This window comes from Actinocrispum wychmicini, assembly GCF_004345645.1.
GTDB lineage: Bacteria > Actinomycetota > Actinomycetes > Mycobacteriales > Pseudonocardiaceae > Kibdelosporangium > Kibdelosporangium wychmicini.
Window position 1 is genome coordinate 36,921 of sequence record NZ_SLWS01000009.1, and the last position, 15,217, is coordinate 52,137.

Consider the following 15,217-nt stretch of genomic DNA (forward strand, 5'->3'; position numbering starts at 1 on the left):
CACGTGGACGCCTATTTCGTGCCGGCGGTCGACGGAGTGGCCTATGGGCTGCTGCTGTTCGTCGTGGCGGCCGGGCTCACGCTGGCATTCGGAACCGGCGGCGTGCTCAACCTCACGCACGGCATGCTCTACGCCCTCGGCGCCTACGCCGCCGCGCTGCTCAGCGACGGAACCTGGACTGCCATGGCCATCGCTGTGGCGGCAGGTTGCGTCGCGGGCTGCGGCGGCGGGGCGCTGGTGGCCGCACTCACCGCGCCGCTGGCCCGGCGGGGGCATCTCGCGCAAGCGGTGCTGACCGCCGGGCTCGCCCTGGTCTGCGGGGACTTCATGATCAGCCTGTTCGGGCCGAACGACCTCCCGGTCGCCATTCCGGCCGCCCTGGACTCCACTGTGGACCTGGCCGGGCACCGCTACCCCGCCTACCGGCTGGTGTTCATCGTGGTCGCGTTGGCGATCGCGGTCGTGGGGCGGTTGGTGCTCACCGGGACGCGACAGGGCGCCCTGGTCCGCGCCGCGGTGGACGACCCGGACATGGTCGCCGCGCTGGGCAGCAACCCCCGCCTGATCCACTTCGCGGTCCTCACCTCGGCCGGCGGACTGGCCGGCCTCGCCGGGTCGCTCGGCGCGCCGATCCTGGGGCCGAGCCCGCACACCAGTGACATCGTCCTGCTGTTGTCCTTGGTGATCGTGGTCCTTGGCGGCCTCGGTTCGATCGGCGGGGCCCTGCTGGCCAGCGTCGCGGTCGGCGAGATCCAGACCCTCGGCGTGGCCGTCGCCCCGGCGCTGGCGCCCTATCTGCTCTTCCTGGCCATGGCGGGGGCGTTGGTGCTGCGCGCCCGTCGCTCACCATTGGGCACGAGTAGGGCGGCATGAGGATTCCCGTCGGCCGTCCGGCGGTCACCCGCGCGGTGACCATCGCGACCCTGGTCGCGCTCGCCGTCGCTCCGCTCGGCGTCCCCGACTTCTATCTGTCCGTGGCCGCCAGGACGTTCGCGCTCGGCGTGCTCGCGGTGAGCGTGTCCGTGCTGACCGGCCACCTGGGCCTGCCGACCCTCGGGCAGGTCGGCCCCTTCGCGGTCGGCTCCTACACCATGGCTCTGCTGTCCATGGCCGGGACGACGGTCGGCCCGCTCCAAGTGCTGGCCGCCGCGGGCACCTCCGCGATCTTCGCCGCGGCGACCGCCCCTGCCATTGTCTGGGCCAGGGGTGTCACTGTCCTGATGATCACCTTGGCCATCGGCGAGCTCACCACCACGGCCGCCGCGCAATGGACGTCGCTGACCGGCGGCACTGATGGCTTGGCGGCCATCCCACCAGTACGGCCGTTCTGGGGCGCTCCCGGCATGATCAGCGACCGAGCCACGTACTGGTACGTGCTGGTGGTGGCGTCGGTCGCGATCACCGTCACCGTGGTGGTACTGCGCGGCCCGGCGGGTCGGCTGCTGGCCGGCAGTCGCGACTACGAGGCCAGGATGCGCGCCAGCGGGCATCCGGTGACCCGCTACCTGTTCGTCACCTGTGTGGCGGCCGGCGCGCTGGCGGGGATCGGCGGCGCGTTGCTGACCACCACCCAGCGTTATGTCTCGCCGTCCGACGTGGCCTTCGACACCTCGGCGCTCATCCTGCTGGCCGTGGTGATCGGTGGGACGACGTCCGTAGCGGGCGCGCTGGTCGGAACCGCGGTGGTGGTCACCGGGCGGGACTGGCTGTCCGACCAATGGCCGGGGCATGGCCCGATGCTCCTGGGCGCGCTGCTCCTCGTCGCCGTCTACCTACTGCCCCAAGGGATCGCGGGAGTCGGCCCGTGGCTTTCCGGACTGAGGAAGGCGAAGACATGACCGAGTTGCTGCAGACCGACGGGCTGACCCGCGGCTACGGTGCCCTCACCGCGGTGGACGGGGTTGACTTCACGCTCGGCTTCGGGGCACGCCACGCGCTCATCGGCCCCAACGGCGCGGGCAAGACCACCCTGCTGAACCTCATCGCCGGGAGCATTCGGCCGACCAGTGGCCGGATCCGCTTCAACGGAACCGACATCACCAGGGCGACCTCGGCGCGACGATGCATGCTGGGCATTGGCCGTAGTTTCCAGCAGCCCGCCGTGGTGCCCGGACTGAGCGTGCTGGACAACCTGGTGCTGGCGGCCTGGCGGCATGCCCACGCGAGGGCGACCTGGGGGTCGAGGCGGTTGGGCCGGTTGACTGACCAGTGCCGCCAGCGCCTCGGCGAATTCGGACTCGCGCCCTTCGCCGACCACCCGGCCGGCCGGCTCTCCCATGGCCAGCGGCGCCTTCTCGACATCGCCGCGGCCATGTCCGGGTGTCCCCGACTGCTGCTGCTCGACGAGCCCGCCGCCGGACTCACCGACGAAGACGTGGCACACCTGGTGGCGCTGTTCGGGCAACTGCCGGCCGAGGTCGCGACGCTGCTGGTCGAGCACAATCTTGACGTGGTGACCGCGCTGGCCAGTGCCGTCACCGTGCTGCACGCCGGGCGGGTGCTGCGGACCGGGTCCCCGGCGCAGATCCAGAAAGATCCCGAGGTACGGCGGGCATACTTCGGCTCCGTGGAGCCGGTGAGCCAAACATGCTGAGTCTCACCGCGCTGAGCTGCGGCTACGACGGCGGCACTGTGCTGCACGACGTGACCCTCACCGTGGAACCCGGTCACGTGCACGCGATCCTGGGACACAACGGAGCCGGCAAGACAACCCTGTTGAACGCAGCCGCCGGCCTGGTCCCAGCCACGTCCGGCAAGATCAAACTGAACGGGCGTGATCTCACCGGACGGCCGCCACATCACGTCGCCCGCAACGGAGTACGCCTTGTCCCACAAGGACGGCGCGTCTTCGCATCGTTGACTGTCGCCGAGCACTTCCGAGTGGCCTACCGACCGGCCCGAGGCCGCGCCGCCCAATGGACTCCCCAACGCACGAAGGACCTGCTGCCCCGTCTCAGCGAACGATGGTCACACCGCGGTGGCCAACTGTCCGGCGGCGAACAGCAAATGCTGGCCATCGCGCGAGCCCTGCTCGGCCAACCCACCGTGCTCCTGCTCGACGAGCCGACCGAGGGCCTCGCCCCGGCTGTCACCAGACAGATCCTCGGCCTGATCCGGCCGCTCGCCGAAGACGGCCTGGCGATCCTGCTCACCGCACCCCAACCGGCCCTGGTCACCGACATCGCCGACCAGACCACCGTGCTTCGCTCCGGACGGGTGGCCGCCAGCGGCCCACACGAGCACCCGCACACCTTGATCGACGCGTTGGCCATTGGTGAGCTCGACGGGTAGTCCGTCAGCCCGGTCGGCCTCGGAAAACCCGCCAAAAGGGACACGGCCTTACCGCAATCGACGCCATCCCGCTCCGCCGTCACCGGAAACCCTTGGACACCACCGCCACCCACAACCTGAATAGTTACCATACCCATCCAAGGCAAGGTGGTGCCAATGCTCGCCCATTCGATCGGCATGCTGTGCGGAAGTTGGTGCAATGCGCGACCGCATTGTCCAACCGGAGCCGAGTGATGTGATCGATGGGCGGGTCGGCACCCACGCCGGCTTTGTGCCAGCGGTTTGTGGTGTGTCGAACGAAGGAGCGATCTATGTCGCAGCAATCCAGTCGATGGTCGGTGATCGTGGTCTTCGCGTTGTTTGTCGCGGCCACCCAAGTGATATGGCTGAACTTCGCCGGAGTCAGCACTGCCGCTGCGGCACATTATGGGGTTTCCGAGACCGCGGTCGGCTGGCTTGCCCAAGTGTTCCCGTTGCTCTATGTGGTGCTCGCGATTCCGGCCGGACTGGTGCTCGACCGTAACTTCCGCGGCGGGCTCGCGGTTGGCGCGGTGCTGACCGCGCTCGGTGCGGTGATGCGTCTGGTCGGCGACAACTTCGGCTGGGTGTTGGCCGGACAGACGGTGGCCGCGATCGCTCAACCACTGGTGCTCAACGCCATCACCGTGATCGCTGTCCGCTACCTGGTGGAGCGGCACCGCCCCGCCGGGATCGCGATCAGCTCGGCGAGCACCTTCGCCGGCAGCGCCGTGGTTTTCGTTCTCACCGCCGTTCTGCCCGAAGAGGCAGACCTGAACAGGCTGCTCACGATCAGCACACTGATCGCCGTGGTGACCGCGGTGGCCCTGCTCATCGCGCTCCGCACGCCGATGCTGCGCGAAACCGCGACTGTCTCCTCACCTGGACGGGCGGCACTTCGGGTGGCCTGGAATGACAAAGTCATTCGCCGGCTGTGCCTGTTGGTGTTCTGCACCTTCGGGGTGTTCGTCGCACTGACCACCTTCACCCAGCCGCTGCTCGAACCCGCGGGCGTGAGCGGATCGAGTGCCAGCTGGATCCTGCTGGTCAACGTGATCGCCGGGGTGGCGGGCAGCATGATCCTGCCGATCATCGCGGTGCGTCGCGGGGTCGAGCTGCCTTTGCTGGTCGCCGGGGTGGCGGTGGCCGCGCTGGGGTGTGTGACGCTCGCTTTCGCGCCGGGAACGTCCACCGGGATGCTTTCCCTGCTCGTCATCGGGTTCCTGCTGATGCCGTCGTTGCCGATCGTGCTGGAGCTGACCGAACGGCGCGCCGGCGGGGCGCAGGGCACCGCGACTGGCCTGATCTGGTTGTGCGGCAACGTCGGCAGTCTGGTGGTGGCGACCGTGGTGGGATTCCTGGTGGATCAGCCCACAGTCGCGTTCCTGGTCATCGCCGTGGTCGCGCTGCTTGGCGTACCTGTCACCAGGTTGCTGCGGTCCCACCTCGGCGGCAACAGCAGCAGCCAGCCCGCCGGACCGGCGGTACCGGTGGTCGACGTGCCGGTCGTCGACTGATCAACCCACAGCCCCGGGAACCGGAAGACCCACGGCCGGGTTCGCGGCCCGGACAGAATATGTTCGGGCCGCGAACCCCGGTAGTCGCGCCGAGGTAACACCGCCGATTTAGCAGTACCGATTTCGCACTGCCACCGTAATTCACATGATTTCGTCATACCCAAGAACGTGAAGGTTTCTCTTCCGGCTTGTGCCCGCAATTGTTAAACTGCCTTGACCTGGGACAAGTTCTTGAACGAGTAGGGAGCTTCAACAATGACGACAACTGATGCTGTCGGCGAATACACACCAAACCCCCAGGACGTCGGAATCGCCTACGACCAGTTCGCCGACCTCCACTCACTGATTGCCAGCGATGTCAGCTTGCACATGAGTATGTTCACCCTGCCCGGTGAACGTCGGCCCGCGACCACGCTCCTCGAACTGGCCAACCTGACGCAAGAGAAGACGATCGCGTACCACATCAACACCCTGGGGTTGAAGGCGAACGAGCACCTGCTGGACATCGGCTGTCGCTCAGGTGTCCCGGCGATCCGGTTCGCCCAGCAGACCGGCGCACAGGTCACCGGGATCGACGTCAGCAACAGCCAGATCGCCAAGGCTGTCGAACTGGCCAAGGAAGGGGGCGTCGCCGACCGCACCGCGTTCTCCTACGGCGATGCCATGGCCATGGAATTCGCGGACGAATCGTTCGACGCCGCTCTGTCGCTCGAGGTGTTCTGCCACCTGTCCGACCGCCAGAAGGGATACGACGAGGCCTTCCGGGTACTGCGGCCGGGCAGCCAGTTCCTGGTCAGCGACTTCGTTCTCCGCGGGACTCCTTCCGCCGAGCAGATGAGCGCGTACCAGCAGACCTGGCACACCGTGTACCCGACCACGCCGGCGAAGATCATGGAGCTGGCGGCCAACGCGGGCTTCGAGCTGACCAAGGTCGAGGACATGACCCAGAACGTCGCGTTCATCGGCGAGCTGATGGGACACCTCTACGCCAGGAACAAGGACCAGATCGTCGAAGCCTACGGTGCCGAACTCGTCGCTGGGTTCGACCCGGTGATGCCGTTGATCCGCGACTTCTTCCATGACCACCTTGGCTCCTACCTGTTCCTGCTGCGGAAGCCCCGCTAGGGCGGGAAACAGGCCAGTACCGGATCAGCCGGCCCGTGACCAGGGCCGGCGACAACAACGAGCCCGGCAGGGATTGTCCCGATCGGACAGTTCCTACCGGGCTCGTCGCGTCGGAACCAGAGGGCGGCGTTGTCGTACGGTCACGCCGGTCGGGGGACGAGCCGGAGCATGTTCCACGTCACCGGCGGCGCTGAAGCCCGCAGGTGTCCGCCGTCGATGGTGTGTCCGGTGGCGCGGACCGGGGCGATCCGTTCCGGCGTCTCGATCGAGTTGGCCGCGTCCAGGTCGTCGCCGCCCAGGTAGAGGTGCTCGGCCACGACCAGGTCGCCGAACGCGCGGAGATCGATGTCGAGCCGAGCGGGTTCGTTGGTGTGGCGGTTGATCGCGAACACAGTGACCTGGCCGCTCTCGCTGTCGTGCGTGGCGACCACATCCACCAACGGCACGGCGCCGTGCTCGGCAGTGTCGTACAGGTCGGTGGTCGTCGCCACACGCAGGACGTCGCCACGGGCGTGCTGCGCGGTGAGCGCGAACGGGTGGAAAATCGTCTGCGCCCAGGCCGGCCGGTCGGATTCCGCGCGGATCGGCCCGATCACGTTGACGAGCTGGGCCAGGCACGCGATGGCGACGCGGTCGGCGTGTCGCAGCAGGGACATCAACAGGCTGCCGAAGACGACGGCGTCCTGGACGGTGTAGGTGTCCTCGATCAGTCGGGGGGCCTGCTCCCACGACAGGTTCGTGTGACCACCGAAGCGGCTCTGCTGCCACAGGTTCCACTCGTCGAACGAGAGCATCAGCCGCTTGCGCGACTTCTTCTTCGCCGCGACGTGGTCGGCGGTGGCGACGATGCCTTCGATGAACCGGTCCATGCCCGCGGCGGTCGCGAGGAAGCTCGCCCGGTCGTCGCCGTTCTGCTCGTAGTAGGCGTGCAGGGAGATGTAGTCGACGTGCTCGAAGGTGTGGTCGAGCACGGTGGCCTCCCACGATCCGAAGGTCGGCATGTCCGCGTTGGAGCTGCCGCACGCCACCAGTTCGATGGTCGGATCGACCTGCCGCATGGCCTTGGCCGTCTCGGCGGCGAGCCGGCCGTAGGCGTCCGCGGTCGTGTGACCGATCTGCCAGGGGCCGTCCATCTCGTTGCCCAGGCACCAGAGCCGGACGTTGTGCGGCTCGGCGACGCCGTGTGCCCGGCGGAGATCCGACAGCCGCGTGCCGCCCGGGTGGTTGGTGTACTCCAGCAGGTCGCAGGCCTCCTGGATGCCCCTGGTGCCCAGGTTCACCGCGAGCATCGGCTCCAGCTTGGCGAGCTTCGACCAGGCCATGAACTCGTTGAGGCCGAAGGCGTTGGTCTCGATCGACCGCCAGGCCAGGTCGAGTCGCCGCGGCCGGTTCCCGACCGGCCCGACACCGTCCTCCCACCGGTAGCCGGACACGAAGTTGCCACCCGGGTAGCGCACCACGCTGACGCCGAGGTCGCGGACGAGTTTGAGGACGTCCAGCCGGTTCCCGTCGACGTCGGCCTCGCTGTGCCCGGGTTCGTGGATGCCGCCGTAGACGCAGCGGCCCATGTGCTCGACGAACGAGCCGAAGAGCCGGCGTCCCACCGGGGCGATCCGGAAGGCCGGGTCGAGGGTGACCTGTGCGGTAGGCAAGAGGGTTTCCTTTCGAGTCACTTGATGCCGGTGGTGGCGATGCCCTCGGTGAAGAAGCGTTGGGCGACCAGGAACGCGATCGCCAGCGGGGACAGGGAGATCGCGGCGCCCGCCATCATCGCCGCGTGGTCGACCCCCGACTGGCTGGAGAACAGGGTCAACGCGGCCGGCAGGGTCCGCATCTCGGTGGTGCTCGAGATCACCAGCGGCCACAGGAAGTCGTTCCACAGCGCCATGAACTGGAGCACGAACAGCGACGCCAGGGCCGGCCGGGCCAGCGGAAGGATGATCTGCCAGTAGATCCGCAGCGGTCCGGCCCCGTCGACCCGGGCCGCCTCGTCCAGCTCCGGCGGGATCTTCACGAAGAACTGGCGCAGCATGAAGATCCCGAGCGCGCTCACCGCCCTGGGGACGATCAGTCCCTGGAACGTGTTGAGCCAGTCCAGATCGAACACGGTGAGGAACAGCGGGATGAGCATGACCTGGAAGGGCACCATCAGGGTGGCCAGGATGGTCCAGAAGACGAGGTTGCGGCCGCGGAACCGTAGCCGGGCCAGTGCGTAGGCGCACAGCGAGTCGATGATCAGCAGTAGGACGGTCGTGCCGCCCGCGAACACGATGCTGTTGACCGCGAGTCGAGCGAACGGCAACTGAGTGAGCACGGCCTCCACGCCCGCGCCGGTCCAGTGGTCCGGCCACAGCCGTGCGGGATCGGCGTACAGGTCGGCCGGGCTGCGGAAGGCGACGCCCAGCATCCACAGGAACGGGACGATCGTGGCGACAGCGGCCACCGTCAGCACGATCCAGGCGAGCACCCGACCGCCGATTCTCGCGTTGCGCAGCAGCGGACCGACCCACGGTGGAGCCTGCACGTCAGTCGTCATCGCGATACCTCAGGGTTCGGAGTTGGACGACGGAGACAACCAGGATGAGCAGGAAGAGCACCCACGCGATGGCGCTGGCGTAGCCCAGCCGGAAGTCGACAAACCCGCGCTGGTAGAGGTACATGACGATCGACTCGGTGTGGAACACCGGCCCGCCGCCGGTCATCACGTAGTTCAGGTCGAACAGCTGCAGCGCGTTGATCGTGCCGATCACCGTCGTGAACAGCAACGCCGGGCGCACCGCGGGCAGGGTCACGTGCCGGAACCGCTGGACGGCGTTGGCCCCGTCGAGCTTGGCGGCCTCCACCAGATCGGCGCGCACCCCCTGCACCGCGGCAAGCAGGACGATCATGGAGAACCCGAAGTTCTTCCAGATCCCGACCGCGATCAGCGCGGGCAGCGCGAGCGCGGTGTCCTGCAGCCACGCCGTGCCTTCCAAGCCGAGGTTGCCGAGCCACCCGTTGACCAGGCCGATCTGCGGGTCCAGCAGGAATTTCCAGACAATGCCGGTGACCGCGAGCGAGGCGATCGTCGGGAAGAAGAACGCCGACCGCAGCAGCATCGTGTACCAGGTGGTCCGCCGTAGCCACTGCGCGAGCGCCAAGCCGACCAGGATCTGGCCGGCGACGACGAACACGGTGTACACGAGCGTCACCCGAAGCGCGTTCCAGAACCGGTCGTCGTGCCACAGTTCGACGAAGTTGCCGAAGCCCAGCCACGCGTGCGAGTCCGCGCCGATCGTCCAGTCGTGCAGGCTCATCCATCCTGATTGGACGATCGGCCACAGGATGAAGACGACCGCGAGCACGAGTGCGGGCGCGACGAACAGGTACGCCGGGTTGAACCGCACCGGGCGCCGCGCGCGCACCGGTGTCGATGTGCTGGCCACGGATTCGTCGAGCGTGACCATCAGCCGCGGCAACCAGTAAGCTTGTTGATCGCCGCGGCTGCCGTGTCCGCGGCCTTCCGCACGTCTGCCCCGCGCGTGATCTCGCCGATGAGTGGCGCGTAGACATCGGTGTCGATCTTGGTGGCCGCGGCGAGCCCGCTGAGGTACGGCCGGGCCGTGGGCAGCCCGCTGGCGAAGACCTCGACGGCGGGGTCGGCGACCGTGACGTCGGTGCGCGCGGGCGGGAACCCGGACTTCTTCGAGAACGTCGCCTGCGCGGTCTTGCCCGTCCACCAGCTCAGGAACTCCAGCGACTCGGCCTGGTGCTTGGTGTTCTTGGCGACCATCAACGGCACCGTCGACGCGACGGTGACAGGTCCCGCGGAGCCCACCGGAACCGGCGCGATGCCCACGTCGACGCCTGCCTTGCGGAATCCGGCGGCGGCCCACGGGCCGTTCAGCTCCATCGCGGCCTTCTTCGCCGAGAACAGCGTGTCGGCGTCGGAGCCGGTCTGCCCGACCGGGCTGACGTGGTCGTTCGCGACCAGGTCCGCCCAGGTCCGCAGGGCTTGGACGCTCGCGCTGGAGTTGATCGTCGCGCAGCCATCCGCCCCGGCGATGTCGCCGCCGGCCATCCACTGCAGGATCGGCCACATCTGGATCGTCTGGTGGTCGGCCAGCGAGATGCCGTACTGGGTCGGCTTGGCCCCGCCGATCGTCAGCTTCTTGGCGGCGGCGACGAACTCGTCCGCGGTCCTGGGCGGCTCGGCGATGCCGGCCGCCTTGAACATCTCCTTGTTGTAGTAGAGCGCGACCGACGCGAGGTTCGCGGGCACCGCGTACAGATGCCCGTCGACGGTGAACGCCTTGGCCACAGCGCTGGGGAACGCGGACGCGTTGATCTTCGTGTCGCCGTCGCCGACCGCGGGCTCCAGTGCCAGGACGGAGTTGGTCCTGATGTAGTTGAAGATGACGCCAGGGTCGAAGTTCGGCGTGGCGAGATCGGGGCCCTGACCGGTCGCCCACGCGGCGGGCAGCTTCTGGCCGATCGCGTCCCACGGCTGGACGTCCATGGTGACCTGGATCCTCGGATGGGCACTGTTGAAGTCGTCGACCAGCGCCTGGTACGCGGGGGCGTCCGGACCGGTGAACCCGGTCAGCAGGGTCAGCTTCACCGGGCCCGAACCGGCGTCGGAACCGGAACTGCCGCAGCCCGAGCTCACCAGCAGCCCGGCGGCGGCGACCACCGCCAGGGCCACGTTCACGTGCGCTTTCATGACACCTCGCCTTCTGTCGTCGGCCAGACGTGTGACGCCCATGTGACCCCCGACACACGCCAAAACCAGGCCTGCCTAGTTCTACATCGTTGTATTCAACGTTGTAAAGAGGTAAAGTCCCGATGGCGCGGAACCAGGGAGGGTGGTCGATGCGAGGGTTGGCGACGCTCAAGGACGTGGCGGAGTTGGCCGGCGTCTCGATCAAGACGGTCTCGAACGTCGTCAACGACTACCCGTTCATCACCCCGGAGACCCGCGAGCGGGTCGAGCGGGCGATCAAGGAAACCGGATACCAGCCCAACGTCGGCGCGCGCAACCTGCGCAAGGGCCGCACCGGATTCATCGTCCTGGCCATCCCGGAGTTGGACAACCCGTACTTCGCCGAACTCACCGGCCTCGTCATCACCGCGGCACACCAGCGCGACTGGACGGTGCTCGTCGAACAGACCCACGGCCTGCGCGACCGCGAGCGGGCCGTCATCACGTCCATGGGGCCGCAGCGGATCGACGCCGCGATCCTGAGTCCGCTGACGATGGAACCCGACGACCTCTTGGACGCCTCGCCCGCGACCCCCCTGGTGCTGCTCGGCGAACGGGACATCGCAGGCCCGGCGGACCATGTGGCGATCGACAACGTCGCCGCGGCCAAGGCAGCCGTCGAGCACCTGATCACCCTGGGCCGCCGCCGAGTCGCCCTCATCGGCGACCAGCCCGGCAAAGCAGGCGGCACCGCCGCGCTCCGCGTCGCCGGATACCGCCAAGCCCTCGCCGAGGCCGGCCTGCCATGCGCCCCAGAGCTTGTGGTGCCCGCCGAGAACTACCAACGAGGCGACGGGGCCGCGGCCATGGCCCACCTGCTAGGACTGCCAGAACCACCCGACGCGGTCTTCTGCTGCAACGACCTCCTCGCGATCGGCGCCATCCGCGCCGGCCTGGAACGCGGCGTCGCGATCCCGAACCAGGTCGCCGTCGCGGGCTTCGACGACATCGCCGAAGGCGCCTACGGCTTCCCCTCGTTGACCACCATCGCTCCGGACAAGGCGGCGATCGCCGAGTCGGCACTCAGCCTCGCCGACCGCCGAGTCGGCCCACGCGGCCCCCAACCCGCCCAACCCCAAGACGTTCAGGCCCCGTTCACCCTGAAGATCCGAGAGAGCACTCAAGGCTTCCGCCAGTAGACCTCTTTACCCGCGCGGCCGTCCCACGTCCGGTCGGCTGTAGTCGCAGACGCCAGTGGGGAAGATCTGGCGCAGGCGGTCGAACTCGGGTTTGCTGGGGCGCCACGATCCGTACAGGCCACGGGCGACGGCGAGTTCGACGGGTTGCAGCGCGCACTTGTAGTTCTGTTCGTCGAACGGGCCACCCGCGACCGTGCGGGACGTGCCGTGAATCGGGAACCGCTCTGTGCAGGGGCCGGCCGGGGCGCGGTCGAGGATGCCTCGCCACGCGTCGGCGCCTCGGTAGAGCAGTGATCCGTCGGTGGCGAAGCAACTGTCAACGGCCTCCGCGGGTTTGGCGCCCACCACGCCCAGCCACGGGTGCGCGCGGAGGTTCTCCAGCCATTTGTCCATTACGGACAGAGCCATCGGGGTCTGGTCGAACGTCCGCGCCGGGCGGGCGTCGGTGAACCAGACGACCTGGTTGGCCGCGTTGCCCTTGCGGTCAACCATCCGTTGGCGGGACGCGAACGACTGGCGGGCGTTGTGCATGTCCAGCTCGCCGTCGAGGTAGTGCCGCCAGTCGAGGATGGGGATGTCGATGCGGCCGTCGAACACCAGCCCGGACCGGTATGCCGCGCGCATCGCGTCGACACTTCCCACGGTTCGCGGGGCCACGCCGTTGGCGTCCGGCACGGTCGCGTTGCGGGCACTCCACACGTCCACATCGGACGGACAAGCGGTGGTGATGTACGGGCAGCCCTCCTGCACGGCCTGCTCCGGGCCTTTCCACCCGCCCACCCGTGCGTTCAGGTCCAGGAACTCGGCCGAGGTGATCTGCTTGTCCACCAACGCCTTGAGCCCATACTGGACACCGACGTTGTCCCAGGTGGACCGGGCGAAGCCGGTGACCGGGTCGCGACCGTAGACGTTGACGGCGTCGTTCCAGTGCGTCCACTCGACCTTCGCCTGCTGCTCCGGGGTGATCCCGGGCGCGGTGCCGAACTTCGGGTTGAACACCAACGGCGACAACCCGCGCCAGCCCTTGACGCACTCGGTCGAGCCGGGTGCCGCGAGCCAGGGCGTCAACGGCTGGTACGGGTTGGCCACGGTGTCCGACGACGCCAGACCCTCCACCAAGGTCCGGTTGGTCCACGTCCGCCACTTCGACGCCGGGTCCGCCAACACCTTCTGGTCCATCCAGCGCTCCAGCAACTCGCAGTCGCCGACATGGATCGTCTGGGTGACCATGTCCGGGAACGAGTACTGCGGGACCGCGCCGTCAAGCAGACCAGCGTGGTTCTGGCCGTACACGTACTGCTGGATGCCACCGCCCGAACCACCGAGGCCGATGGTGAACCTGGGGTCGCCGTACTCGGTCACGAACCGCGACTTGACCATCAGCGCCGTTTCGCCGCCCAGCACCAGGTTGTAGTGCGTGTTGGTCTTGGTGCCGGTCGACCACGCGATCGCGTAACCCTGCCCGAGACCGTAGATGTAACGGGATTCGCTCGCGTTGTTGGAACCCTGGTAGTGGCCGATGGCGACACCGCCACCGAAGTAGTAGATGAGCTTGCGGTTCCAGCGCGGCAGCGACGACGGGCCGCTCCCGTCCGGGTCGAGCACGGCGATCGAGTAGATGAACCGGTTGATCGTGCCGCGTTCCCAGCGGATCACGAAGTCGACGCCGGTGCTCGTCTGGGTCATGTCGGCCGGGCGCGGGGCGGCCCGGTCGTAGGGCTTCCAGGCTCCGCCGGTGGTCAGGTAGTAGTAGCCGACCTGGGTGGCGAGCGAGCAGTTGGCGTCGAGGAACGGGCCGGTGAGGTCGAATCCGGCGAGGTGGGCGGGTGTGGAACAGAAGAAGTCAGGCTGCTGCGGACCGGAGAAGATCGGGCCAGTGACCGGGTGGTTGACGAGCTTCACCTCGGCGCGGTCCCATCGCCGCGATCGCGCCTCCACTGTGCTGACACCCAGCGGGAGATCCCGTACGACGCCCTCCAGAGCGTGCGGGACTTGGTCGTCCGGCGTGAACGCTTTGCTGACGTCGTTTCCGTTCACCGTCACCGTCGCGGCGACCGGCGCCCACGGCGGCAGCGTCACCCGGATCCGCGCCGCACCACCACTGACGTACTGCGCGGGCCCCGACACCACCTCCACCCGAAGGCCCCCACCATACGGATCAGCCGACACCGAAACCGCCCCACCCAACAGAACGGCAACCACCAACAAGGCGATCCGGCGCACCATCGCGTCCTCCCAGAACCAGGGTTCCCAACGACAGTAGCCCGTTTCTCCCGCTCGCCCAACCGGCGAACCTCCAGCCCGCACCACCCGCGATGCCCAGCGGCGTCATTCACCGTTTACAGTCTCGACAGTGCAGATCTGGCCAGAGCACCCGGACAGGACCGACGTCGAAGTGACCGTTCGCCGCTACTTCAGCCTGCTGCGGGCTGGGCGGTTCCCTGAGGCCGAGCAACTCGTCGATCACACATCAGTCCGGCACGTGCTCAAGTCGCTGTGGAAGGGCTCGGTCGGGGCGAGCAGCGACGAGGAACGTGCTGCCGACGAGTGGGAGCAGGACTTGTCCTGGCTCGGCGAACTCGATCTCGCGGACTTCGCCTGGGGCGACGCTGGCGGCAGTTTCTACGTCAAGGTCACCTATCGCGCGCGGATCATCGAGGTGGCACTGGGCTTCTGGATCAAGCCCACCGACGCCGGCTGGGTCCTCACGGGACCGTCCACCCTGTGGTAGGTGCGCTCAGGACGGTGGTGGCGAGGGTGTGTCTGAGCCAGGCCTCGTAGTCGTCGTGGGACCAGCCGGCGTCGGTGACGAGGCTGTTGTGGACGCCGCCACTCATCAGGGCGACGGCGATGTCGACGGCGTGGGGGGTGACGCGGCCGCCGACGCCGCGGACTCGTTCGATGATCATCTCGACGCCGAGCCGGTTGCGTCGGGCCCCTTCGGCCTGGGTGGCCGCGATGTCGGGGTCGACGGCGGCGCCGGAGCCCATGATGGCGAGGATGTCGCCGCAGCGTTCCTGGATCTGGCGGCTGGCGGTGGCCAGCAGGCCGAGTAGCGCTTCCGGGTCGGTCATCCGCTCCGCGGCGGCGATCAGGTCGGGCAGGCCCGCCTCGTCGTCAAGCAGGTCGACCAGGCCGCCCAGCACGCCCGCCTTCGAGCCGAAGTGCGCGTAGATGGTCTGTGGCGCGACGCCGGCTTCCTGGGCGATCAGGCGGATGGGGGCGCGGGCGTAGCCGCGTTCGGCGAACAGGCGGCGCGCGGCGGTGAGGATCACACGCAGCGTCATCGCCTCGCGCCGGTCTCGCAGCCGGACGATGCCAGGAAGGTCCGCGGGCATGTATGCTCCAACTTAGAACGTTGTTCCAACTACTGTAACGCTGATCTA

General features: G+C 68.1%; 14 protein-coding genes. 8 read left to right on the forward strand and 6 right to left on the reverse strand.

The window, feature by feature from the left end; all coding sequences use genetic code 11:
- The first annotated feature begins 3 nt into the window (after positions 1–3).
- The 6 genes from EV192_RS55045 (at position 4) to EV192_RS35785 (ending at position 5,951) form a co-directional block, all read left to right on the forward strand.
- A complete protein-coding gene (locus EV192_RS55045) occupies positions 4–873 on the forward strand; it encodes a branched-chain amino acid ABC transporter permease (RefSeq protein WP_207926422.1) in 870 nt (289 codons plus the stop codon).
- Complete coding sequence (locus EV192_RS55050) at positions 870–1,838, forward strand: branched-chain amino acid ABC transporter permease (protein WP_207926424.1); 969 nt, start codon at positions 870–872, stop codon at positions 1,836–1,838. The genes EV192_RS55045 and EV192_RS55050 overlap by 4 nt, the downstream gene beginning before the upstream one ends.
- Positions 1,835–2,593, forward strand: a complete 759-nt coding sequence (locus EV192_RS35770) for an ABC transporter ATP-binding protein (protein ID WP_132123056.1) — start codon at positions 1,835–1,837, stop codon at positions 2,591–2,593. The genes EV192_RS55050 and EV192_RS35770 overlap by 4 nt, the downstream gene beginning before the upstream one ends.
- Positions 2,587–3,291 (forward strand): ABC transporter ATP-binding protein, encoded by a 705-nt coding sequence (locus EV192_RS35775; RefSeq protein ID WP_132123057.1) that lies wholly within the window; start codon positions 2,587–2,589, stop codon positions 3,289–3,291. Before EV192_RS35770 ends, EV192_RS35775 begins: the two co-directional genes overlap by 7 nt.
- Before the next feature lie 311 nt (positions 3,292–3,602).
- The gene (locus EV192_RS35780) at positions 3,603–4,826 is read left to right on the forward strand and encodes an MFS transporter (protein ID WP_132123058.1); all 1,224 of its coding nucleotides are present in this window, start codon (positions 3,603–3,605) and stop codon (positions 4,824–4,826) included.
- Positions 4,827–5,081: 255 nt separating this feature from the next.
- Positions 5,082–5,951 carry a class I SAM-dependent methyltransferase gene (locus tag EV192_RS35785; RefSeq protein ID WP_132123059.1) on the forward strand — a complete coding sequence of 290 codons (870 nt, stop codon included), beginning with the start codon at positions 5,082–5,084 and terminating at the stop codon, positions 5,949–5,951.
- 140 nt (positions 5,952–6,091) lie between these two features.
- Here the strand turns inward: EV192_RS35785 and arfA are convergent, their stop codons facing one another.
- Genes arfA through EV192_RS35805 form a run of 4 tightly spaced genes read right to left on the reverse strand, consistent with a single transcriptional unit; the run spans position 6,092 to position 10,653 of the window.
- On the reverse strand, positions 6,092–7,603 hold the full coding sequence (gene arfA, locus EV192_RS35790) for an arabinosylfuranosidase ArfA (RefSeq protein WP_132123060.1): 1,512 nt from the start codon (positions 7,601–7,603) through the stop codon (positions 6,092–6,094).
- A 17-nt stretch (positions 7,604–7,620) separates the two neighbouring features.
- Positions 7,621–8,487 carry a carbohydrate ABC transporter permease gene (locus tag EV192_RS35795; RefSeq protein ID WP_132123061.1) on the reverse strand — a complete coding sequence of 289 codons (867 nt, stop codon included), beginning with the start codon at positions 8,485–8,487 and terminating at the stop codon, positions 7,621–7,623.
- The gene (locus tag EV192_RS35800) at positions 8,477–9,409 is read right to left on the reverse strand and encodes a carbohydrate ABC transporter permease (protein WP_207926426.1); all 933 of its coding nucleotides are present in this window, start codon (positions 9,407–9,409) and stop codon (positions 8,477–8,479) included. Before EV192_RS35800 ends, EV192_RS35795 begins: the two co-directional genes overlap by 11 nt.
- Positions 9,397–10,653, reverse strand: coding sequence for an ABC transporter substrate-binding protein (locus EV192_RS35805; protein ID WP_132123062.1), 1,257 nt, complete (start codon positions 10,651–10,653; stop codon positions 9,397–9,399). The genes EV192_RS35800 and EV192_RS35805 overlap by 13 nt, the downstream gene beginning before the upstream one ends.
- Before the next feature lie 149 nt (positions 10,654–10,802).
- Between EV192_RS35805 and EV192_RS35810 the strand changes: the two genes are divergently transcribed.
- Positions 10,803–11,831 (forward strand): LacI family DNA-binding transcriptional regulator, encoded by a 1,029-nt coding sequence (locus EV192_RS35810; protein WP_132123063.1) that lies wholly within the window; start codon positions 10,803–10,805, stop codon positions 11,829–11,831.
- A 6-nt stretch (positions 11,832–11,837) separates the two neighbouring features.
- Here the strand turns inward: EV192_RS35810 and EV192_RS35815 are convergent, their stop codons facing one another.
- Positions 11,838–13,967 (reverse strand): DUF6351 family protein, encoded by a 2,130-nt coding sequence (locus tag EV192_RS35815; RefSeq protein ID WP_132123064.1) that lies wholly within the window; start codon positions 13,965–13,967, stop codon positions 11,838–11,840.
- Positions 13,968–14,184: 217 nt separating this feature from the next.
- Here EV192_RS35815 and EV192_RS35820 point away from each other — a divergent pair, with 217 nt between their 5' ends.
- A complete protein-coding gene (locus EV192_RS35820) occupies positions 14,185–14,562 on the forward strand; it encodes a hypothetical protein (protein ID WP_207926427.1) in 378 nt (125 codons plus the stop codon).
- Here EV192_RS35820 and EV192_RS35825 read toward each other — a convergent pair.
- Complete coding sequence (locus EV192_RS35825; RefSeq protein WP_132123065.1) at positions 14,537–15,169, reverse strand: TetR/AcrR family transcriptional regulator; 633 nt, start codon at positions 15,167–15,169, stop codon at positions 14,537–14,539. The two genes, EV192_RS35820 and EV192_RS35825, sit on opposite strands and share 26 nt — an antisense overlap.
- Positions 15,170–15,217: the final 48 nt, after the last annotated feature.

Coding starts and splice junctions, on each gene's coding strand:
- EV192_RS35780 (WP_132123058.1), top strand. CDS start 3,603: ATGTCGCAGCAATCCAGTCGATGGTCGGTGATCGTGGTCTTCGCGTTG.
- EV192_RS35805 (WP_132123062.1), bottom strand. CDS start 10,653: ATGAAAGCGCACGTGAACGTGGCCCTGGCGGTGGTCGCCGCCGCCGGG.
- EV192_RS35775 (WP_132123057.1), top strand. CDS start 2,587: ATGCTGAGTCTCACCGCGCTGAGCTGCGGCTACGACGGCGGCACTGTG.
- EV192_RS35810 (WP_132123063.1), top strand. CDS start 10,803: ATGCGAGGGTTGGCGACGCTCAAGGACGTGGCGGAGTTGGCCGGCGTC.
- EV192_RS35770 (WP_132123056.1), top strand. CDS start 1,835: ATGACCGAGTTGCTGCAGACCGACGGGCTGACCCGCGGCTACGGTGCC.
- EV192_RS35795 (WP_132123061.1), bottom strand. CDS start 8,487: ATGACGACTGACGTGCAGGCTCCACCGTGGGTCGGTCCGCTGCTGCGC.
- EV192_RS35825 (WP_132123065.1), bottom strand. CDS start 15,169: ATGCCCGCGGACCTTCCTGGCATCGTCCGGCTGCGAGACCGGCGCGAG.
- EV192_RS55050 (WP_207926424.1), top strand. CDS start 870: ATGAGGATTCCCGTCGGCCGTCCGGCGGTCACCCGCGCGGTGACCATC.
- EV192_RS35785 (WP_132123059.1), top strand. CDS start 5,082: ATGACGACAACTGATGCTGTCGGCGAATACACACCAAACCCCCAGGAC.